This window comes from Paenirhodobacter sp. (genome assembly GCF_047600745.1).
Classification (GTDB): Bacteria; Pseudomonadota; Alphaproteobacteria; order Rhodobacterales; family Rhodobacteraceae; genus Rhodobacter.
On the sequence record NZ_JASGKI010000006.1, the window covers coordinates 407628 to 426700 of the forward strand.

Sequence of the window (19073 nt, forward strand, 5' to 3'; positions counted from 1 at the left end):
ACCGCGCGGAAACTGACTGCCTCCCCGCGATACCATAGGAATATGGAGTGCCCCATGCACAGAAAGGCCCTCCGCCAAATGCAAAGGCGCATATCGCCCCCGAGCACGCTGATGAAACATGTCCGGACGCCCACCGCAGGCTAATCCTCGGGCACATAGATCATCCGGCCGTCGTCGAGCCGATAGGTGATCCCGGCGCGGATGCCTTCGCCTTCGCCGATGCCGTCGCTGGCCTCATAGCGCCGTAGTTCCTGGCCTTTCTTCACGGTGATCCGCATCTGTTCAGTGCCCGGGTTTTCGACCACGGTCACATTCTGCGCCGCAAAGGGGTTCAGCGGGTTTTGCAAGATCACGATCATCAGGATCCCGATCACCACCAGAAACAGGTCGATCAGGTTCACCACCGACAGGATCGGATCGTCATCCTCGGCCTCAAGAAACCGCATCAGCCGCGCTCCCGTTCGATCGCGCGCAATTCGCTCAGCAGCCAGCGGCGGCGCACGGTCAGCACCAGAAAGCAGATCGAGGCCGCGACCAGCGCGAGGATCACCGCCGAAAAGGCAACGACGAGGTTATCCGCCACGCCTCCGGCATCGCCCCGGCCAAGCGCGAGCAGCGCCGGCCCCATCGGGATCATCGTCGCCACCAGACCAAGCATCGGCGCCGCGCGCGACACGATCCGCAGCCATTCGGTGCGGCGCAGGATCTCAAGCTCCAGATCGTCGCTGGCCGAGGAGGCTGCCCCGCGCGCAAGGCCCGGCCGCCAGTGTCCGCGCCGCCGCTGTGCCGCCTCGGTCAGGAACATACCAAGCGATACCAGCGCATAGGCCAGCGCGGCGAGGATCAGCCCCAGAACCGGCAGCAGGAACAGCCGGGAGATTTCGTAAAGGGTGGATTTAAAGAGGGTCATTCGGTCTTTCTGCCTGCGATACGGTTGGATCTGATCTGCATTCCGGCACCAAGGGCGACGAGCGCGAGCAGGGCCCCTGCCCCGAGAAGCGCCCGGTGATCGGGCACGCCTGCGGGCGGCGGAACGGGTTCCAGCACCTGCCCGCTGACCTGCTCGGGCACGGTTTCGCCCGCAGAAACGGGAGCCTGCGCACCGATCCCGTAACCCGCCGCCAGATCGGCCAGAAACTCCCGCGTGGCCTTCGCCTCTCCGGCACGAACCTCCGGATCGGCGTTCAGCTCCTGCCAGCGTTCGGCCATTTTGCGGCGGGTGTCCTCGGGCGCATCCCAATAACCCTTGCGCACCGCTTCGGCCATGCGGGCGATGATCTGCGCCTGCGCCGAGGGGTTATGCGCCTCGAACCAGGCGTCGATGCCCAGATCGTTGCTGTCCTTCACATAGGTGTCGAACATCGCCTGCCACTGATCGGCGCGCACGCTTTCGGGGGCGGTCACCTGCCAGCCGAACAGGTTGTTGGTACCGTCCAGAACCGCCAGCGTCCCGGCATAGCCCTCGGCCTGCATCGCGGTGATCCATTGCGGGCTGAGATAACGCAGCCGCAATTCGTCCGACAGGAAGGCAGCCAGCGTCGCGGTACGCGGGCTGCCCCGGCGCAGGTCCGAGATGAAGAGATCGGGGCTTTGCCCATCCAGATGCCGGATCGCCAGCGCCAGCCCGCCGAGGAACTCGAACGGGTGATCGCTGCCCAGCACGCCATGCAGGTTCGACGACCGCGACATGATCGCCGCATCGCTGCCGCGCAGTTGCTCGGCGAACAGGTTCACGCCCTTCGGCGCCTCGCCCCAGGCTCCGGCGCCATAGGCATGGCGGGTGCCGTCGAGATAGGTCTGCGCCGGAACCGCCTCATCCTCCCAACCGGAGGAATTGAGCGTCACATGGCTGACGCCAGAGCCATAAGTGTCGGGCGAATTGCTGAAGATCCGATAGCGCGACAACCGCGCGGCGTCATCGGGCGCGGTACCCTGCCCGATCAGCCCTTTCGCGATGCGGCGGCTGTTGGTGGCGACCGGATTGCCCGGCTCGTCCAGCGCCGCCAGCCGGGTGATCGCCCCGTCGAGCAGCCGCATGAAGCCGTCGAACTGATCGCGGTAGACGCTGGTGACCGAAACCACCACGTTGATCCGGGGGCGGCCAAGCTCCGCCATCGGGATGATGTCCAGCGCGGTGACGCGGCCCGCGCGATCGCGCACCGGGCGCAGGCCGAGGGCGTGGAGGATCTGCGCCTCGGTCACGCCCAGATGGCTGATCGCCTCCGAGGCCCAGAGGCTGAAGGCGAGCTTTTCCGGTGCCGCGCCGTCATGCCCCTGTGCATAGGCGGCAATGACCTGTGCCAGCGCCTCGCCGCCCGCGGCATAGGCGCTTTCGGCCGGGATGCGGTCGGCCTCGAAGGCATAAAGGTTGCGCCCGGCGCGGATCTCCGGATCACGGACCGGATCACCCCCTGCGCCGGGCAGGACGAACCGCCCCGCAAGCCCCGCCAGCAGCGCCTCGACCTCGCCCGGTTCGGCCAGGGCGGCATCGAGTTCGGCGGCCCGCGCCCGCAGCGGATCCCCCACCCCCTGCCCGTCCCGCAGCCAGCCGCGCAACATGGCGACCGGGGCGCTTTCTCCGATCCGCGCCGGATCGTCGCTGAACGGTTCCGCATCCATGCCGAAGCGCGACAGGAACGGCGCGCCCAACTGCTGCATCACTGTGACCAGCCGATGCTCCGGCTCCGCCGCGCGGCCAAAGCTGTGCAGCCCCAGTGGCACCGCGCTTTGCGCGAGGAAATGCAGGTGGTCGTGCAGTTCGGCCAGATAGCCAGCGAAATCGGCGTCGATCCGCGCGGTGTCCCATCCCATATCCGCGCCGATCCCGCTCGCCTCCACCGCGGCGCGGATCCGCCGGGCGGCTTTGTCCTGCACCGGGCCGGGTTCGAGCTGCGCATGTTCATGGATCAGATGATGCAGGTCGCGCAGGTCGTCGTGCAACCCGGCGGGGGCAAAGGGCGGGGTCTGATGGCTTATGATGACCGCCCGGCCCCGGCGCTTTGCCTGCATCGCCTCGGCCACATTGTCCTGAAGATAGGGATAGAAGACCGGCACATCGCCCACGGCGAGGTAAGGATAATCCCCCGCCCAAAGCCCGCGATCCTTGCCCTTCAGCCATTCCTGCGTGCCATGGGTGCCAAGGTGGATCAGCGCATCCGCCCCGAACCCCTGCCGCAGCCACAGATAGGCCGCGAGATAGAGGTGATCGGGCGCGCTGGCGGTATCGTGGTAATGCCCGCCATGGGCATCGCGCGGCATCTGCGGCAGGATCACCAGATTGCCGAGGCTGAGACGCGGAATGACGAAGGCGGGACGGCCATCGACCTCGCGCACCGCCCAATGCCGCTCCGGCGTGCCAGAGGCGCGCATCTCGCGGCGCCGGTCCTCGGGCAGGGTGGCGAGCCAGGCGGTATAGTCCGCCACCGGCAGCGCCACCGCCAGATCCTTTGCCAGCAGGTCTTCGGGCGGGGTGCTGCGCCAGATCCCGGCCAGCAGCGCCTGCGCCCCTTCGATCGCGGCCGTCTCGCTCAGCGGTGTCACGCCATACCCCGCCTGCGCCAGCCGGGTGGTGATTTCCTCGATGCTGCGCGGCACGTTCAGATTGGAGGCCGACAGGTTCTTCTCCCCCGCCGGATAGTTCCAGAACATCAGGGCCAGCCGCTTCTCCGCCGCCGGTTTGTGCCGCAGCGCCACCAGCGCGCGCAGCTTGCCGGTCAGCGCGGCGAGTTGTTCGGGGATCACCACCTCCGCGCCATCCTCGACCGCCATCAGCACCAGCGGATCGGAGGCCCCCCAGACCTCGGCCCCGGCAAGGAAGATCGCCGCCGTGCCCTGTGCCACCCCGCTTTGCGCGGCGCGGAATGCCTCGGGCGTGCCGCCGCGATACCCGATGGTCTGGATCACCGGGACATCCATCCCCCGCAGCGCCGCGGCAAAGGCTTCGCCGCCCTGCGCATGGGTGCGGATCACCAGCGCATCGAGCCCCTCCGGCATCTGCCCGACCGGTGCCCAGAACGCGACGGGGAGCAGCCCTTCCGCCTCGATCGCCCGGATCAGCGCATCCTCCACCCCGCTTTGCAGGCCCGACACGGCGCCCGAACTGATCAGGATGCCCACCGTCCCACGCGCCGCGATGCCCCGCCAGTCGCGGTATTCGGCGACCGAGGCAAAGATCCGGGGCGCATCGGGGTGATAGATCCCGGTTTCCGGCAACGGCACCGGATCGGGAAAGCCCTCCCGCTCCGCCCCCCGCGCCAGGGCGGCGACATAGCGGAAGAACTGCCGGTAATTCGCGGCCCCGCCCGCCGCATACCAACCGGCAAGGCGCGTGGCATCCTGTTCCGTCAGCCCCTGCCAGTCGGGCCGCCCGCCGCCGACGGTCAGCCGGGGGCTGTCGCCCGCCTGCCCTTCCAGCGCGGCCTCGACCTGTGCCCGATCGCTGGGCCGGGGAACGTCGAGCACGACCAGATCCGCCCCGCGCAACGGTGCCTCCCCGCCCGTTTCGATCCGCACCCCCTCCGCGGCGGCCAGCGGCTCCAGCGCGCGGAACTTGCCCGGCAGCACGAAATCCGAGGTCAGGAACCGCACCAGCGGCCGCTCGTCCGCCAGCGCCGGGGTCATCGCCACAATCAGAACGGCCAGCAGCCAGAAAACACCGCGCATCGGTTCAGAACCGCGTCGTCAGGCCAAGGAACAGCCGCCGCCCCGGATCGGCCAGCGCATAGGCCGCATTCTCATCCGCCAGCCGCTCGTCGCCCAGGTTTTCCACCCCGAAGCGGATCGCCGTCGCCTCATTGGCCGCATATTCGCCGAACACCGAGGCCATCGTATAGGACGGCGCCCGGCCGCTGCCCGTCGAGGTCTTCTGCACGCCCACATATTGCACCCGCAGCACCGCCGAAAGCGCCTCGGTCGCCTGCCAGTCCAGTTCCGCCGTGGCGGCATGGCGCGGCCGCCCCGTCAGCTGCCCGCCATCGGTCCGGTTCACCGCGTCAAGATAGGTGTAATTCCCGCGCAGCCGCAGATCCGGGCGCAGTTCGACATCACCGCCCAGTTCGGCGCCCCGGATCCGGGCCTTGTCCACATTGTCATAGCTCCAGATCGCCCCGCGCGGTGCGGCACAGCCGGTCAGGCAGGTGGTCCGGATCAGATTGTCGACGTCATTCTGAAACAGCGTCGCCGTCAGCCGCCAGCCCTGCCCCGCGTAATCCACGCCAAGTTCCGCCGTCACGCTGGTTTCCGGCTCCAGGTCCGGGTTGCCGATGATAGTGAACCGCCCGCCGCCCGCCAGCGCGCGATATTCGGGCGACAGTTCCTTGAGCGTCGGCGCCCGGAACCCCTTGCCCACCCCCGCACGGAAGGTCAGCGCCTCGTTCGCATGCCACAGCAACGCGGCGCGCGGGCTGATTTCCCAGCCGAAGGTCTCGTGATGGTCGAAGCGGCTGCCGAAGACCAGCTCCACCCCGTTGCCCAGCCGGATTTCATCCTGAACGAAGGCGGCGTAATGGGTCTGGCGGGCCTTGCCCCGGGTGTTCACCGTCTGATCGGTAAGCGTCTCCTCCCGGATCTCGCCGCCCAGCGTGGCCTGATGCACCCCCCAGGACGCAAAGGCCAGATGGCCGTCGAGCGTGGTATCGGTCAGCCGATGCGGACGCGACGCCTCCGCGCCATCGTTGCGGTGGTTGCTGCGGTCAAGCTCGGTCCGGGTCAGCCGCAACCGGCTGTCCGCCCAGCCCCACGCGCCTTCATGCGACAGCATCAGGCGGTTGCGCCGGATCTTGTCCTCCGACCGATAGGCCCCGCGCGCCGAAACCACATCGCCCCAGCGGGTTTCATAGCCCGCGCCCAGGCTCAGGTCGATGCGCTGGCGGTCATCCGGCGTCCAGGTCAGGCCGACCCCCGCCATGCTGGCCTTTTCCTCGCCCATCGACGTCGCTTGCGGTTCGCTCTCCGAGGTCAGCGCCTCGCGGTTACGCTGTTCGACCCATAAGCCCAGCCCAAGCACCCCGGGCACCAGTGGCCCGCCGGTATGGAACGCGATCCCCCCCTGATCACCGCCCCGCCCGTGCCCCGTCGCCGCGCCGTTCAGCGTAAGGGCGGAGCGCCATTCATCGGTGGGCCGCCGGGTGATGATATTGACGACGCCCCCCAGAGCTTCGGAGCCATAGAGCGCCGACATCGGCCCGCGCACCACCTCGATCCGGTCGATCGCCGTCACCGGGATCCAGCCCAGTTCGTAATCCGAATGCGCCACCGCCGAGGCCGAATTCGACAGCCGCGCCCCGTCGATCAGCACCAGCGTGTGATCGGTATCCATCCCGCGCACCGAAATGCCACGATTGCCAAGGCCGACGCTGCTCACCGTCACCCCCGGCGTGCCCTGAAGCGCGTCGGCGAGATCATGGACAGGGCGCCGTTCCAGTTCCTCGCCGTCAATCACCGAAATGCTGGCCGGAACGTCGCGCAGGTTGCGTTCGGTTCCGGTCGCGGTGACGACGAGCGTGTCGAGCGTCACCGCCTCCTGCGCCGTCACCGGGCCGGCGATGAGTGCAGCCAGCGTGATCGCGGACGTTCCGCGGAAGAAAGAGAGTTCGAGCGGACATGGGCGGCCTCCGTTGGGTTCGAGCGATTGCATTATGTAATATCATCACATAATGCAATCGCAGAAATCTGATCAGCGGCCCCATGGTCAGAGGGCAAGGCGCAAACCGCCCCGGAACTCCTTGGAGCTATGCTGCGCGAGCAGTTCCGCCGGACAGTGCCCGGTCATGATCCCGAACGAAGCCGTGCACAACACGGGCGCGCATCATGCCTCAACAAATCGCGCAGGCGACCAATGGCCAACGCTTTGGCATTTTGCAGCGGTCACCGGGATCACGGTGAAGTCAGGCGAAGCCTGCATCCGGCCGCCCATCTTCACCGGGATCAGCGATGGCCCCACCAAGATACAGTCGTCCCATCTCGACAAGCTGGCGTAAAGGCCGGACCCGCTTCGTAGCAGAAATGCCACCGTGCCCCACTGGCCGCCAGCTTCCGGAGATGATCCGGGCGGTGTGGGACCGTTTCCCAGCGGCGCACCTCATCGCCACGCGCAACCGATATCGCCTCCGTGGACATCCGCGCTTCCGGCACCTGGTCTCTCCCCCTAGTCCTGAGGTTCGGCGCCAGCCAACCCGGTGCAACCCTCGAACGGAGAATGCCGCAGGAGAGGCGACCACCCCAGCCACCTCACAGCGCGATCCTGGGGTATAAGGGATATCTTCATGGCCCCCCCGATTACCGCTTCTATATTCGGCGCGAGAACTAAAAATAACAAAACCGCCGCACCTCCGCGCTGGACCTGTTGGATTTTTTGCGGCGACCGCGCCGCTCTGATTTAATTTCGGCCCCAGAGGGGCGCTGCGATGAGTGATATGTTTCTGCTTTCCGAGGATCAGATGGCGCGGATTTCACCGTTCTTTCCGCTCTCGCACGGGGTGCCGCAGGTGGATGTTCGACGGGTGATCAGGGCGCGCTCCGCAACGGTCTGCGCTGACGGGACGCGCCCGCAAGCTACGGGCCGCACAAGACAATCTGCAACCGCTTCATCCGCGGGAGCGATTTGGGGGTGTTCGGGCACGTCTTCGTCGACCTCGCGAAAGGGGGCGGTGAGACCGGCGAGATCATGATTGACGCAACCCACTCTGGCCGGTCGGTCGCCTGCTGTAGCGGGGGCCGAAGAGCAAGATCTATTCCCTGCACAAACCCGAAGTCGACTGCCTCTCCAAGGGCAAGGCGCGGGTGCGATACGAATTCGGCACCAGGGTCGGCCTCGCCACCACCCTCGACGGCGGCTTTATCGTTGGCGCCCGCAGCGTTCCGGGCAATCCTTATGACGGCCACACCCTGGCGCTGGAGCAGGTCGAAATCCTGATCCCCACGCGGCCCACCCTTGCCGTCGTGGACCGCGATGGCGTCGAGACCACCCATGTCCTGATCCGCGGCCAGCGGCGCGGCAACGCCCCGGTGCTGGCGAAACCCTGAAACGGCGCAGCGCCATCGAGCCGGAAATCGGGCACATGAAATCAGACGGCAGAGTGGCCAGATGTCCCCTGAACGGCAGGATCGGTGACGCCATCTTCGTTCGGCGTATCGCTTGAACCAGTGCTGCGGTACCTCACGGCTCTGCGCCTGCGGCCACAACAAGGGCGCTTTGGCGCCGGATCACCCATCTGATCGTCGGAATCATCATCGCGAAGGCCACCGAGCCCCGAAAGATGACGATAGCCTGATGCCTTGTTCAGAGCCGACTAATTCAGCTTGGTGTTTTCAGGAAGCCAACCCTACGAACAGTTGAGGGCATAGACCCGGCGACGCCCTCAGCGATCATGGGGGGCCATGCTGGACATGCCCCCCATTCCGGGATCCTTCTGTCTCAGAATTTTGCGGAGAGTTTGAAGGTTATGCTGCGGGGTTCGCCGTAGAAGTTGAAGACCGAGGTGCCGCCGACGCGTTCGTAATAATCCTTGTCGAAGACATTGTTGACCGAGAGCGAGGCGGTCACCGACTCGGTGAGGTCGTAGCTCGCCATCAGGTCCACCACGGCATAGCCCGGCGCCTCGATCGGGCTGGCGGTTCCGGCGCGGCGGGTGACGTTCTTGAAGCCGCTGAAGGCCTTGATCCCGCCGCCCAGTTGCAGCCGGTCCCATCCCGGCTGCTGGAACCGGTATTTCGACCAGATCTGCACCATGTTCCGGGGCGAATAGAATTCGGCGCCCGAGGCCATTTCCGTGCGCTCGAAATCCGTGTCGGTATAGGTATAGCCCGCCGTCAGCTCCCATCCCGGCAGGGGCGAGCCGCTGGCCTCAAGCTCCAGCCCGCGCATATGCGCCTTGCCCAACGCGAGCGACGAACCCGGGTTGTCCATATCCCCCACGGCGCGGTTTTCGTCCTTCAGGTCGAACAGCGCGGCCGAGGCATTCACCCCCGCCAGCACCTCGGACTTCAGGCCCAGCTCGTATTGCCGCCCGGTCCGGGGTTTCAGCATGCCGCCCGCGGCATCGGTCTCGCTCTGCGGCTGAAAGATCTCGGTATAGCTGGCATAGGCCGAGGTCGTGGCGTCGATGTCGAAGATCGCGCCCAGATAGGGGGTGAATTCGCCGTTTTCGCTGACCTTGCCGGTCGTAACCGACCCATCCGACAGGCTCGTGCTGCGGACCTCGCCCTCATACCAGCTCACGCGGCCCCCGGCGATCAGGGTCCAGTTCGCGGCGGGTTTGATCCGCCATTGGCCATAAAGGCCGGTCTGGTGGATGTCGGCCTCTTCGCGGGTGGCGAAGCGGGCATCGGGGCGGGGAACGGCGGTGTTCCAGTTCCGCAGATCGAAGCTGCCCGGGATCATGCCGGTGCCGTTCAGCGTGGTGCTGTTGTCGCGGCGGTGGTCGATGCCGACGATCACATTGCTGTCGGCCCAATCAAGCGGCTTGCTGATATGGGCGTCGAGCGACAGCGCGTCTTCGGCGTAATCGCGGTAGAGGTAGCGCATGCCGTTGACGGTATCGCCCACCGCCGCGCCCGCCGCATAGCCATAGAGGAAATCCGCATCGACCGTGGAATACAGCACCGACAGCTTCGCATGCCCGCCATCCGCGAAACGATGCTCCAGTTCCGCGATGTAATCGGTGACATTGTTGTCGAAGTGGTTCCAGTCGGCGCCGGTGAAGGTCTTGTGCGACAGGTCCAGCAGCTTGCCATCCGCAGCGGTCGGCAGGCCGTTGAACGGCGTCATCTCGCGCGCGCGGTGGTTGATCGAGAAGGTCGCCGTGGTGTCCGGCGTCAGGTCGGCGGCGATGGTGCCGTAAAGCACGCGGGATTTGTTCGTGACGTCATCGACCCAGCTGTCCTTGTCGCCATAGGCGGCGACGAACCGGCCGCGCAGGGTGCCGCTGTCGTTCAGCTTGCCGGTCACATCGGCCTCGACCCGGCGGTTGTTCCACGAACCGGCCTCGCCGCTGAAGCGGAAGGCGGGCTCGGCCTGCGCCTGCTTCAGCCGCATGTTGATCGCCCCGGCGGGTTCGCCCGAGCCGGTGAACAGCCCCGAAGGCCCGCGCAGGATCTCGACGTGATCGACCGTCGCCATGTCGGCCTGCGTGCCGTAGATGCTCGACAGCGGCGTCGGCAGCCCGTTCAGATAGAGCGAGTCGAATTCGAACCCGCGCGAATAGAGCGACGAGCGCCCGTCGTCATTGGTCATCACCACGATGCCCGGCGTCTTGCGCATCGCCGTGTCGAGCGAGGTGAAATTGCCGTCCTCCAGCCGCTCGCGGGTCAGCACGGTGGCCGATTGCGGCACCTCGCGCGGGGCGCGGGTGTCCTTGTCGCCAACGCTGATCTGCCCGGTGGTATAGCTGCCGGTGCCCTCGGTCTCATAGCTGGCGCCGATCGTGATGGTGTCGAGCATCTGCGGCTCGGCCTCCTGCGCCCGCGCCGGCACGATTGCAAGGAGACAGCTGCCTGTCAGGATCGAGGTATATGCCAGCGCGGGCCGGATGCGAGCCATGAGACGGATTTCCTGTCACGATAAGAAACTGAGCTTTTCCATCAACTATACCCAGGAGCCCGCCGGATCAACCCGCAAGCTACGGAAGCAATCCGGGGGGGGGGATTTAGGATCGGGCCACGACGTCCGCGCAAGAACAACGCTGTGCTGGACAGCAAACCCCCATAGCCAACCCGGTCACGCGGCTATCCCGGCAAGACGAAGGACAGCACGAAGATCAGAACCGCCGCCGCCACGACCAGCCCGAGGCTATAGGCCAGTGTCCGGCGCAGGATCTGGGATTCCTGCCCCACCTGATTCGTCGCCGCGGCAGCGATGGTGATGGATTGGAGCGAGATGAGCTTGCCCATCACGCCGCCGACCACATTGGCCGCCACCAGCAACGCCGGGCTGATGCCGATCTGCTGCGCCGTAACCGATTGCAGATAGGCAAACAGCGTGTTCGCATTCACCACCGATCCGGTGATCAGCACCCCCAGCCAGCCGAGGAGCGGCGAGATCAGGGGGGAACACCGCGCCCGTCGTTGCCAGCGCGAGGCCAATGGTCGAGGTTCCGCCCGAATAGTTGGCGATATAGGCCATGGCCATGATGATGCAGATCATCGCGATGGAGCGCCACAAGGCGGCAACCGCATTGCCCAGTTGCGCCCGCGCCATCGTCCAGTTCGCCCCCGGAACCAGCAGCACGGTCAGGATCACCGTCAGCAGGATCGCCGTGCCCGAAGCCCCGATCGGCGAAAACGTCCAGACGGCGGCAATCGTGCGCGGCTCGGGTGCGATGGGGGGCAGTTCCTGCACCAGCCCGTCAAGGCCGGGGATCGGCAGGCGAAGCACCGTCCCCTCCAGAACCCCGCCTTTGGCAAACATCGCGCCGAACGGCGGCAGGCTCCAGAGCAGGATCATCGCCGCGAGCAGCGCGAAGGGCAGCCAGGCCCGCGCCACCCCACCGGGCGACAGAGGCGCACCGGTCCCCGCCACGGCGGCGCCGTCCTCGCGATAGGTTTCGGCCGGAGACCAGCGCCGCATGAGCCATGCCAGCGCCGCGATGCAGGCCGCCGGGGCAAAGAAATCCGCAAGCTCCGGCCCGACGAACAGAAGCGTCGCGCTTTGAACCACGGTGAACAGGACGCTGACGATGACAAGCGCCGGGGCGGTCTGGCGGATGCCGCGCCAGCCATCCAGCGCCGCGACCAGAAGCCACGGAACGAACAGGTTGGCGAGTTGCAGCGTGACCATCAGCATCTGCGCGAGTTCGCTCAGCTCCACCCCGCCCTGACGCGCGGCCACCAGCGTGGGAATCCCGATCGCGCCATAGGCCGCCGGCGCGGCATTGGCGATCAGGCACAACATGGCCGCCTTCAGCGGCTTGAAGCCCAGTTCCACCAGCAGGGCGGCACAGATCGCGATCGGGACGCCGAATCCCGCCGCCCCCTCCAGAAACGCGCCGAGGCAAAAGGCGATCAGCAGCACCTGAATGCGCTGATCGTCCGAAATGACGGATATGCTGGCGCGGATCACGTCGAAATTGCCGCTCGCCAGAGCGATGCGATAGAGCCAGAACGCCATCAGGATGATATATCCGATCGGCACCAGCCCGTTCAGCACGCCCAGGGCGCCCGCCCCGGCAATCGCGGGCAGCGGCATGCCGAAGAACAGCCATGCCACAGCGACGGCCAGACCGAGAGAGATCAGCGAGGCGGTCAGCCCCTTCATCTTCAGCAAGGTCAGGGCGAGGAGGAAGAACAGGATCGGAAGCGCCGCCACGAGAGCAGATTCATATGCGTTTCCGGTCGGATCGTAGACTTGTTGCCACATGCGGGGGCACTCCGATCAGGGAGGGGACGGGGTGTGAAACGGCACGCGCCAGCCAGCGCGGCTCAGGACGGCGGCAGCCGCGCGAGGAAGCTCGGGTCCAGATCGGTGACGCTCTTCGCCCCGGTCAGGGTCATCGCCACCCGCATTTCCTTGGCAAACAGGTCGAGGACATTGCGCACCCCGGCTTCGCCCGCCGCGGCCAGCGCATAGATGAAGGCGCGGCCAAGAAGGATCGCATCGGCGCCCAGTGCCAGCCCGCGCACCACATCGAGCCCGTTGCGGAACCCGGAATCGGCCAGGATCGCGATCTGCCCCTTCACCGCATCGGCCATCGCGGGCAGGGCCTGCGCCGAGGACAGAACGCCGTCCAGTTGCCTTCCGCCGTGATTGGACACCACGATACCATCGGCGCCGAAGGTCACCGCATCGCGGGCATCTTGCGGATCCAGAACGCCCTTGATGATCATCGGGCCGTCCCAGAATTCGCGGATCCATTCCAGATCCTTCCACGAAATCGACGGGTCGAAATTGGCGCCCAGCCAGCCGATGTAATCCTCAAGGCCCGTCGGTTTCCCGCGATAGCGCGAGACATTGCCCAGATCGTGCGGGCGGCCCCGCAGACCGACATCCCACGCCCACCGCGGATGCAGCACGGCCTGCGCATAGCGGCGCATCGCGGCGTTCGGCCCGCTCATTCCGGAATGGGCATCGCGATAGCGCGCGCCGGGCATCGGCATGTCCACCGTGAAGACCAGCGTCCTGACACCCGCGGCCTTGGCGCGTTCCAGCGCGTTCTTCATGAAACCGCGATCGCGCAGCACATAGAGCTGAAACCAGATCGGCCGGTCGATGGCATCCGACACTTCCTCGATGTCGCAGACGGAAACCGTCGAAAGCGTGAAGGGGATGTTGCACGCGGTGGCGGCACGGGCGGCCTGCACCTCGCCCCGGCGCGCATACATCCCGGTCAGCCCCACCGGCGCCAGCGCGATCGGCATGCCGAGCGTCTGGCCGAACAGCGTGGTTTCCAGGCTCAGCGCCGACATGTTCTGCAAGACGCGCTGGCGCAACGCGACATCGGCCAGATCGGCCTGATTGCGCCGCATGGTGTGTTCGGCATAGGCGCCGCCGTCGATGTAGTGAAAGAGGAAGGGCGGCAGTCTGCGCCGCGCGGCTTCGCGGTAATCGGTCGGGGAAGAGATGATCGGCATGGCAACTTCCGTTTTGCAAGACGGAGTGCGGGGTGTATCGGGCACAGCCTCCTCCACCGCCGATGTGGCAGGTGAAAGGGTCAATCCGTATCGCCCCGGCTCCGTAGTGATTGGCCAAGGTGGCGATTCGCTGCCCTTATGGTAGGACCAAGATGCGCTGATTTGTCGCGTCATATTGGTCTTGCGCGCCAGATGCCGCTTTGCATTGGCCCTTGTCAAGGGTTTTGGCCACCTTTCCGATACATTCCGTGCCGCAATGGTCGGACCAATGGGGGCTGACGTTCCGGATAATCTGGCCAGCGTCCCGCGGCTGTGCCCCAATCCCACGCGCCTTTCGGTGGGCAACGGATTGAACGCCAGCGCATCTGTCCATTGACTGGCGGGCCTGCTAACGGCCATCCAGACACCTGCGCCACGGACCGGCGCGGCTCGCGGTGGTTTCGTTGTCCTGCAACTGGCCGGGGAACGTCGCGTGGTATTCGCGGCGAAACAGACCAGCCTCGGACAGGCGGGGAACCCGCGCGGCCACTGTCAGGTCCAGCGACGAACGCCCCCTTCGGCACCGCGATGAAACTGCGGAGCGGCGCGTGAGCCGCCACGGTTCAAGGCCTCGCGGCAGATCAAGGGCCATGTCGGCGGGGTGCGCCGTCATTTCGAAGGGCCCTGCGCGGAGGGGGTCTGACTGGTCGGGTGCCTGCTGGAGCAGGCCCCGAAGAGCAGGGGCAAGATCTATTCCCTGCACGAGCCCGAGGTGGGTTGCATCTCCAAGAGCAAGGCCGCATCCGCTACGAGTTCGCCACCACCCTCGGCGGGGGCGTTGTCGTCAGCGCCCGCAGCGTTCCCGGCACCCCCTATGATCGCCACACCCTGACGCAGGAGCCTGACCGACCAGATACCGGGGCTGGCTGTGGTCGACCGCGACGGCCCCGGCAGTGCCGCCGGAGTAACGCCACTCGGCCTTGGCGCCAGTGGTCGCATCGGCCTGCGGCGACCTGTTGCCAGCCGCTGCGCGGCACCTTTTCGGCAGAAGGCCGCTGTCAGGCGGCCCTGGTGGCACCGCGAAGCGCCAGGGCGCGGGCGATCCGCTCGGCCCAGGCGGTGATCTCGGGCACGCCCATCAACTCGCCCACGGCGCCACGCGCAAGCGGCCCGGCGACCAGCAGATCGTCCTGCGCCCGGCCATCCGCCGCGATCGCCCGGCACTCGGCCGTGGTCCGGATCCCCAGCCCGTGCGGATCCGCCGTCACCGCCCCGCCCGCCGCCAGCGCCGCCAGAAGCGGGTTTTCCACCAGTGCCCGGTCATGCGCCGGCCCCGTCGCCAGCACGATCCGGTCAACGGTCAGGTGGTGCGCGCCGATCTCGACCACGATCCCATCCGGCCCGCGCCGCGCTCCGGTGATCCGCCCCCGCAGCGGCGTCACCCGTTTCGCGGCGATCTGCCGGTCCAGCACCGCCTCCGTCTGCGGCGCGATGCGGAAGCGGTGAATGTCCCACAGCCCGCGCAGATGCCGCAGCAGCCGCGCCCGCTCCGGATGTGGCAGCGCGGCCCAGATCTGCGGCCCCTGCGCGCGCAGCCGGTCGAACACCGCGTGCCAGGTCAGCCCCGCCTGCGCATCGCGCGCCACATCGCGGCGCACCCGGCGCAGCAGGCCAAGCGCAGTGTGTTCGGGCGTGGTGGCGTAATCGGCGGCGGTCTCTGGCTGTCGCGGCCCATGCGGCTGCGACCGGCGGCCATGGCGCGAAAGCATCCAGACCGGCCCGCGCTGACCCCGCCGCGCCAGCGTCGCGACCACATCGGCCCCGGTCAGCCCGCTGCCCACGATCAGCACCCGTTCGTCGGGCGCGATGGTATCCACCCCGTCAAGGAGCAGCCCCTCGTCCCCCCGCAGCGGTTCCAGCGCCGCCGGAACCCGGGGCGCCGGATGCGCGACCGCCAGCACGATCCGCCCGGCACTCAACGTCCCGCCATCCTCCAGATCGACCAGCCAGCCCGCACCCTCGCGCCGCGCGGCCAGCGCCCGGGTCCGCCGATGCGTGATCCGCCCGGAGGCGATCCAGGGTTGCACGGTCTGCGCCACATACTGGCCAAACACCCCGCGCGGGGCAAAGACCTCGCCCCGCAGCGTCGCGGAACCGGGCGGCAGGAAGGGCGCCTCGGGCGAGCTCAGCCAGCGCCGGAAATGCAGCAGATCGGCGGTGTCGAGGGTCATCCGATCCTCGGGTACGTTCAGCTTGTGGTCCGGATCCGTCGTGCCATAGGCCAGCCCCCGGCCCAGTTCGGCGCGCGGCTCGACCACCACGATCCGCACCGCGCTGCTGCGCGCGAGGTGCCAGGCCACGATCGCCCCCGACAGCCCGCCGCCCAGGATTGCCACCGTGTCCATCGCCTCACTCCGCCGCATGGCGCAGCGCCGGGGGGAAGATCCGGCCGAATTCCGACACCGCCCGATCGAGCCGCGCCAACGCCGCCTCTCCGGTCAACGCGCCCTCGGTGAAATCCCGGTCGGAGACATGGACGGCGGTGGACAGCACCTGCGCCTCGAAAAACGCGAACAGCGGGCGAAGCTGGTGTTCAACCGCCAGCGCATGGCGATCCCCGCCCCCGGTCATGCCGATCAGCACCGGTTTGTGCAGCAGCGATACCGGGTCGAGCAGGTCGATCAGATGCTTGAACAGTCCGGGATAGGAGCCCTTGTAGATCGGCGTTGCGACGACCAGCGCATCGGCGGCGGCGATCCGCGCCACCTTCTCCTGTGCCGCCGCGGACAGGTCCGAAAGCCGCCGCGCCCGCCCGAGGTCATTGCCGAAATCGGCGATCTCGAACAACTCGGACGTCGCGTCGAGCTGCCCCTCCGCCCGGTCGAGCGCCGCCCGCACGAAGGCCCGCGTCTTCGACGGGCTGGAAATATTGCCGGACAGACCGACCAGCGAAAGCGCAGGCATCACCGCCTCCTTCTGACATCACGATTGCAAACAGGGATAGGCCCCCCGCCGCCTTCGCTCCATTCCAAAGACCACGACGCAGGGAGAAGGCGATACCGGCGAAGCGCGCGTCAAAGAGCAGATCTTTCCCATCTGCCCGCCACGGCGCCAGGGGGAACGCCCGCGGACGTGGCACCGGGCCGTTTCCGCGCAGAAGGATTCCCCCTTTCCGCCCCCGGGCGCGAAACGGATCCGCCACGGCGACCCCCCACAAGAGAATGGTCCGGATCCGACGCCCGCCTATGATCGGGGCGACAAACAGGAGGCAGAGATGACACAGCGACCATTGCGGGATTTCGTGGTCGAGATGACCCGGCTGGTGGAGCGCGAAACCGGCGAGGCGGCGCTGTTCGGTGCGGCGCGGCCGCTGCTTGCCGATCTGCTGCGCGACCGGCACTGGCTGCCCGAAGCCTTTGCCACCACCGGCGCGCGCTATCAGCAATACCTGCTGCATTGCGACCCGCTGCAACGGTTCTCGCTCGTCAGCTTCGTCTGGGGGCCGGGGCAGGCGACGCCGATCCACGACCATACGACATGGGGCCTGCTCGGCATCCTCGAAGGCGCCGAAACCGCGCAGCGCTACGCGCGCGACGATGGGCTGTGGCATCCGGTGGGCGACGAAGACCGCTTCGAGCCCGGCGATATAGATGCCGTTTCCCCCGGCATCGGCGACATCCACCGCGTCAGCAACGCCCGCGCGGACAGGGCCTCGATCAGCATCCACCTTAACGGCGGCAATATCGGCGCGATCGACCGCCACATTTTCGACCCCGAAACCGGCGCCGAGAGGCCCTTCCGCAGCGGCTACACGTCGGACGTCGTGCCGAACCTGTGGCTGTGACCCTTCCGAGGACATCCCATGACCCACGCTTTCCCCACCCTGACGCCCGCCGAAGTCCGGGCCGACCTGCTTGCCCGGCGCGAGATCGCGCTGATCGACCTGCGCGAGGAAGACCCCTATGCCCGGGGGCATCCGCTCTGGGCCGCGAATTTCCCCTTAGGCCGGCTGGAGCTGGACCTGCCGCGCCGGATCCCGCGCCGGGATGTGCGGATCGTGCTTTATGGCGATCAGGCGCCGCTGGCGGCGCAGCGGCTGCGGGGGTGGGGCTATGGCAATGTGTATCTGCTGAAGGGTGGGCTTGCCGCATGGCAGGCGGCGGGCTACGAGACCTTCATCGACGTCAACGTGCCGTCCAAGGCCTTTGGCGAACTGGTCGAGGCCCGGCGCCATACTCCCCTTCTCCCGGCGGAAGAGGTCGCCCGGCGGATCGCCTCGGACAGGCCGCCGGTGATCCTCGATGCGCGGCGGTTCGACGAATACCACACGATGAGCATCCCGACCGGGATTTCCGTTCCCGGTGCGGAACTGCTGCTGCGGCTGCGCGACCTGGCGCCCGATCCGGAAACGCCGGTAATCGTGAATTGCGCCGGGCGGACGCGCTCGATCATCGGCACGCAGTCGCTGATCAATGCGGGCGTGCCGAATCCGGTTGCCGGGCTGCGCAACGGCACGATCGGCTGGACGCTGGCGGGGCTGGATCTGGACCACGGGGCGGAGCGGCAGTTCGGCCCGGTGTCGGACGAAGCCCGCGCCGCCGCGCGCGCCCAGGCCCGCCAGGTGGCCGAACGGGCGGGCGTGCCCCGGGTGGCGGCGGACGCGGCGGTGGCGGATCCGGGCCGCAGCCTCTACCGTATCGACGTGCGCACCGCCGAGGAATATGCCGCCGGGCATCTGCCGGGCTTCATCCACGTTCCGGGCGGGCAGTTGGTGCAGGAGACGGATCACACCGTGCCGGTGCGCGGCGCGCGGATCGTGCTGGCCGATGACGATGGCACGCGGGCGGATATGACGGCCTCATGGCTTGCGCAGATGGGGTGGGAGGTGGCGGTGGTCGATCCCGTCGATCCGGCGCAGCGCAGCGAGACGCAGCCCCCCGCCCCCGCGCCGATCCCGGCGCCGGTGGTGGAGGAGGTCACCCCCACGGAGCTGTCCCGCTGGCTGGCGGAGGGCACGCCGCGCACGGCGGTGATCGACCTGACCACCTCGGCTAACCATGTCCGCGAACATATCCCCGGCGCCTGGTTCGCGCTGCGCCCGCGGCTGGCCGAAGCGCTGGACAGGATCGGCCCGGCTGACCGCTATGTTCTGACCTGCGGATCAAGCGCGCTGGCCCGTTATGCCGTGCCAGAGGTGCAGGCGCTGACCTCGACGAAGGTGGTACTGCTGGCGGGCGGCACGCAGGCGTGGAAGGCCGCGGGCCTGCCGCTGGCCTCGGGCGAAGACAGCCTCGCCGCGCCCCGGATCGACCGCTACCGCCGCCCCTATGAGGGCACCGACGCGCCGCGCGCCGCAATGGAAGCCTATCTGGAATGGGAATACGGCCTCGTCGCGCAACTGGACCGGGACGGCACGCATTTCTTCAATGTGATCTGATCGGCGGCGGCCCGGGGGGATACCCCGCCGGGCCCCGCGTCCGCCCCGGCCCGGCCGAGGATAGCGCCCAGGCCGCATTGATGTTCCCCCGCGA

The 19073-nt window shown here is 67.6% G+C and carries 12 protein-coding genes and 3 pseudogenes; 5 read left to right on the forward strand and 10 right to left on the reverse strand.

Translation table 11 applies throughout. The annotated features are described in order from the left end of the window. Positions 1-140: 140 nt before the first annotated feature. Genes QM789_RS21300 through QM789_RS21315 form a run of 4 tightly spaced genes read right to left on the reverse strand, consistent with a single transcriptional unit; the run spans position 141 to position 6634 of the window. Entirely contained in the window at positions 141-446 is a 306-nt protein-coding gene (locus QM789_RS21300; protein ID WP_420353823.1) for a DUF2149 domain-containing protein, read from the reverse strand. Next, the gene (locus QM789_RS21305) at positions 446-910 is read right to left on the reverse strand and encodes a MotA/TolQ/ExbB proton channel family protein (protein ID WP_420353824.1); all 465 of its coding nucleotides are present in this window, start codon (positions 908-910) and stop codon (positions 446-448) included. Before QM789_RS21305 ends, QM789_RS21300 begins: the two co-directional genes overlap by 1 nt. Beyond that, positions 907-4662, reverse strand: a complete 3756-nt coding sequence (cobN, locus tag QM789_RS21310) for a cobaltochelatase subunit CobN (protein ID WP_420353825.1) — start codon at positions 4660-4662, stop codon at positions 907-909. Before cobN ends, QM789_RS21305 begins: the two co-directional genes overlap by 4 nt. A gap of 4 nt (positions 4663-4666) precedes the next feature. Next, the gene (locus tag QM789_RS21315) at positions 4667-6634 is read right to left on the reverse strand and encodes a TonB-dependent receptor domain-containing protein (RefSeq protein ID WP_420353826.1); all 1968 of its coding nucleotides are present in this window, start codon (positions 6632-6634) and stop codon (positions 4667-4669) included. Positions 6635-6767: 133 nt separating this feature from the next. Here QM789_RS21315 and QM789_RS21320 point away from each other — a divergent pair, with 133 nt between their 5' ends. Continuing rightward, a complete protein-coding gene (locus tag QM789_RS21320; RefSeq protein ID WP_420353827.1) occupies positions 6768-6977 on the forward strand; it encodes a hypothetical protein in 210 nt (69 codons plus the stop codon). A gap of 745 nt (positions 6978-7722) precedes the next feature. Next, positions 7723-8270, forward strand: a pseudogene (locus QM789_RS21325) (IS5/IS1182 family transposase); the annotation flags it as partial. A 143-nt stretch (positions 8271-8413) separates the two neighbouring features. On the opposite strand, the gene QM789_RS21330 reads toward QM789_RS21325, so the two are convergent. From QM789_RS21330 to lldD, 4 genes and pseudogenes are all read right to left on the reverse strand, one after another. Next, the gene (locus QM789_RS21330) at positions 8414-10537 is read right to left on the reverse strand and encodes a TonB-dependent siderophore receptor (protein WP_420353828.1); all 2124 of its coding nucleotides are present in this window, start codon (positions 10535-10537) and stop codon (positions 8414-8416) included. A 185-nt stretch (positions 10538-10722) separates the two neighbouring features. Next, entirely contained in the window at positions 10723-11010 is a 288-nt protein-coding gene (locus QM789_RS21335) for an L-lactate permease (RefSeq protein ID WP_420353829.1), read from the reverse strand. A gap of 43 nt (positions 11011-11053) precedes the next feature. Continuing rightward, positions 11054-12352 (reverse strand): annotated as a pseudogene (locus QM789_RS21340) (lactate permease LctP family transporter); the annotation flags it as partial. A 62-nt stretch (positions 12353-12414) separates the two neighbouring features. Next, positions 12415-13563 (reverse strand): FMN-dependent L-lactate dehydrogenase LldD, encoded by a 1149-nt coding sequence (gene lldD / locus QM789_RS21345; RefSeq protein WP_420353830.1) that lies wholly within the window; start codon positions 13561-13563, stop codon positions 12415-12417. A gap of 604 nt (positions 13564-14167) precedes the next feature. On the opposite strand from lldD, the pseudogene QM789_RS21350 reads away from it, so the two are divergent. Continuing rightward, positions 14168-14433, forward strand: a pseudogene (locus QM789_RS21350) (IS5/IS1182 family transposase); the annotation flags it as partial. Positions 14434-14600: 167 nt separating this feature from the next. Here QM789_RS21350 and QM789_RS21355 read toward each other — a convergent pair. Together QM789_RS21355 and QM789_RS21360 are read right to left on the reverse strand one after the other, a co-directional pair. Next, complete coding sequence (locus QM789_RS21355) at positions 14601-15947, reverse strand: FAD/NAD(P)-binding protein (protein WP_420353831.1); 1347 nt, start codon at positions 15945-15947, stop codon at positions 14601-14603. 4 nt (positions 15948-15951) lie between these two features. Continuing rightward, positions 15952-16506, reverse strand: a complete 555-nt coding sequence (locus QM789_RS21360; RefSeq protein ID WP_420353832.1) for an NAD(P)H-dependent oxidoreductase — start codon at positions 16504-16506, stop codon at positions 15952-15954. Between the two features lie 310 nt (positions 16507-16816). Here QM789_RS21360 and QM789_RS21365 point away from each other — a divergent pair, with 310 nt between their 5' ends. After that, positions 16817-17386: a hypothetical protein gene (locus tag QM789_RS21365; protein WP_420353833.1), complete on the forward strand. Its 570-nt coding sequence runs from the start codon at positions 16817-16819 to the stop codon at positions 17384-17386. An 18-nt stretch (positions 17387-17404) separates the two neighbouring features. After that, complete coding sequence (locus QM789_RS21370; protein ID WP_420353834.1) at positions 17405-18979, forward strand: rhodanese homology domain-containing protein; 1575 nt, start codon at positions 17405-17407, stop codon at positions 18977-18979. Positions 18980-19073: the final 94 nt, after the last annotated feature.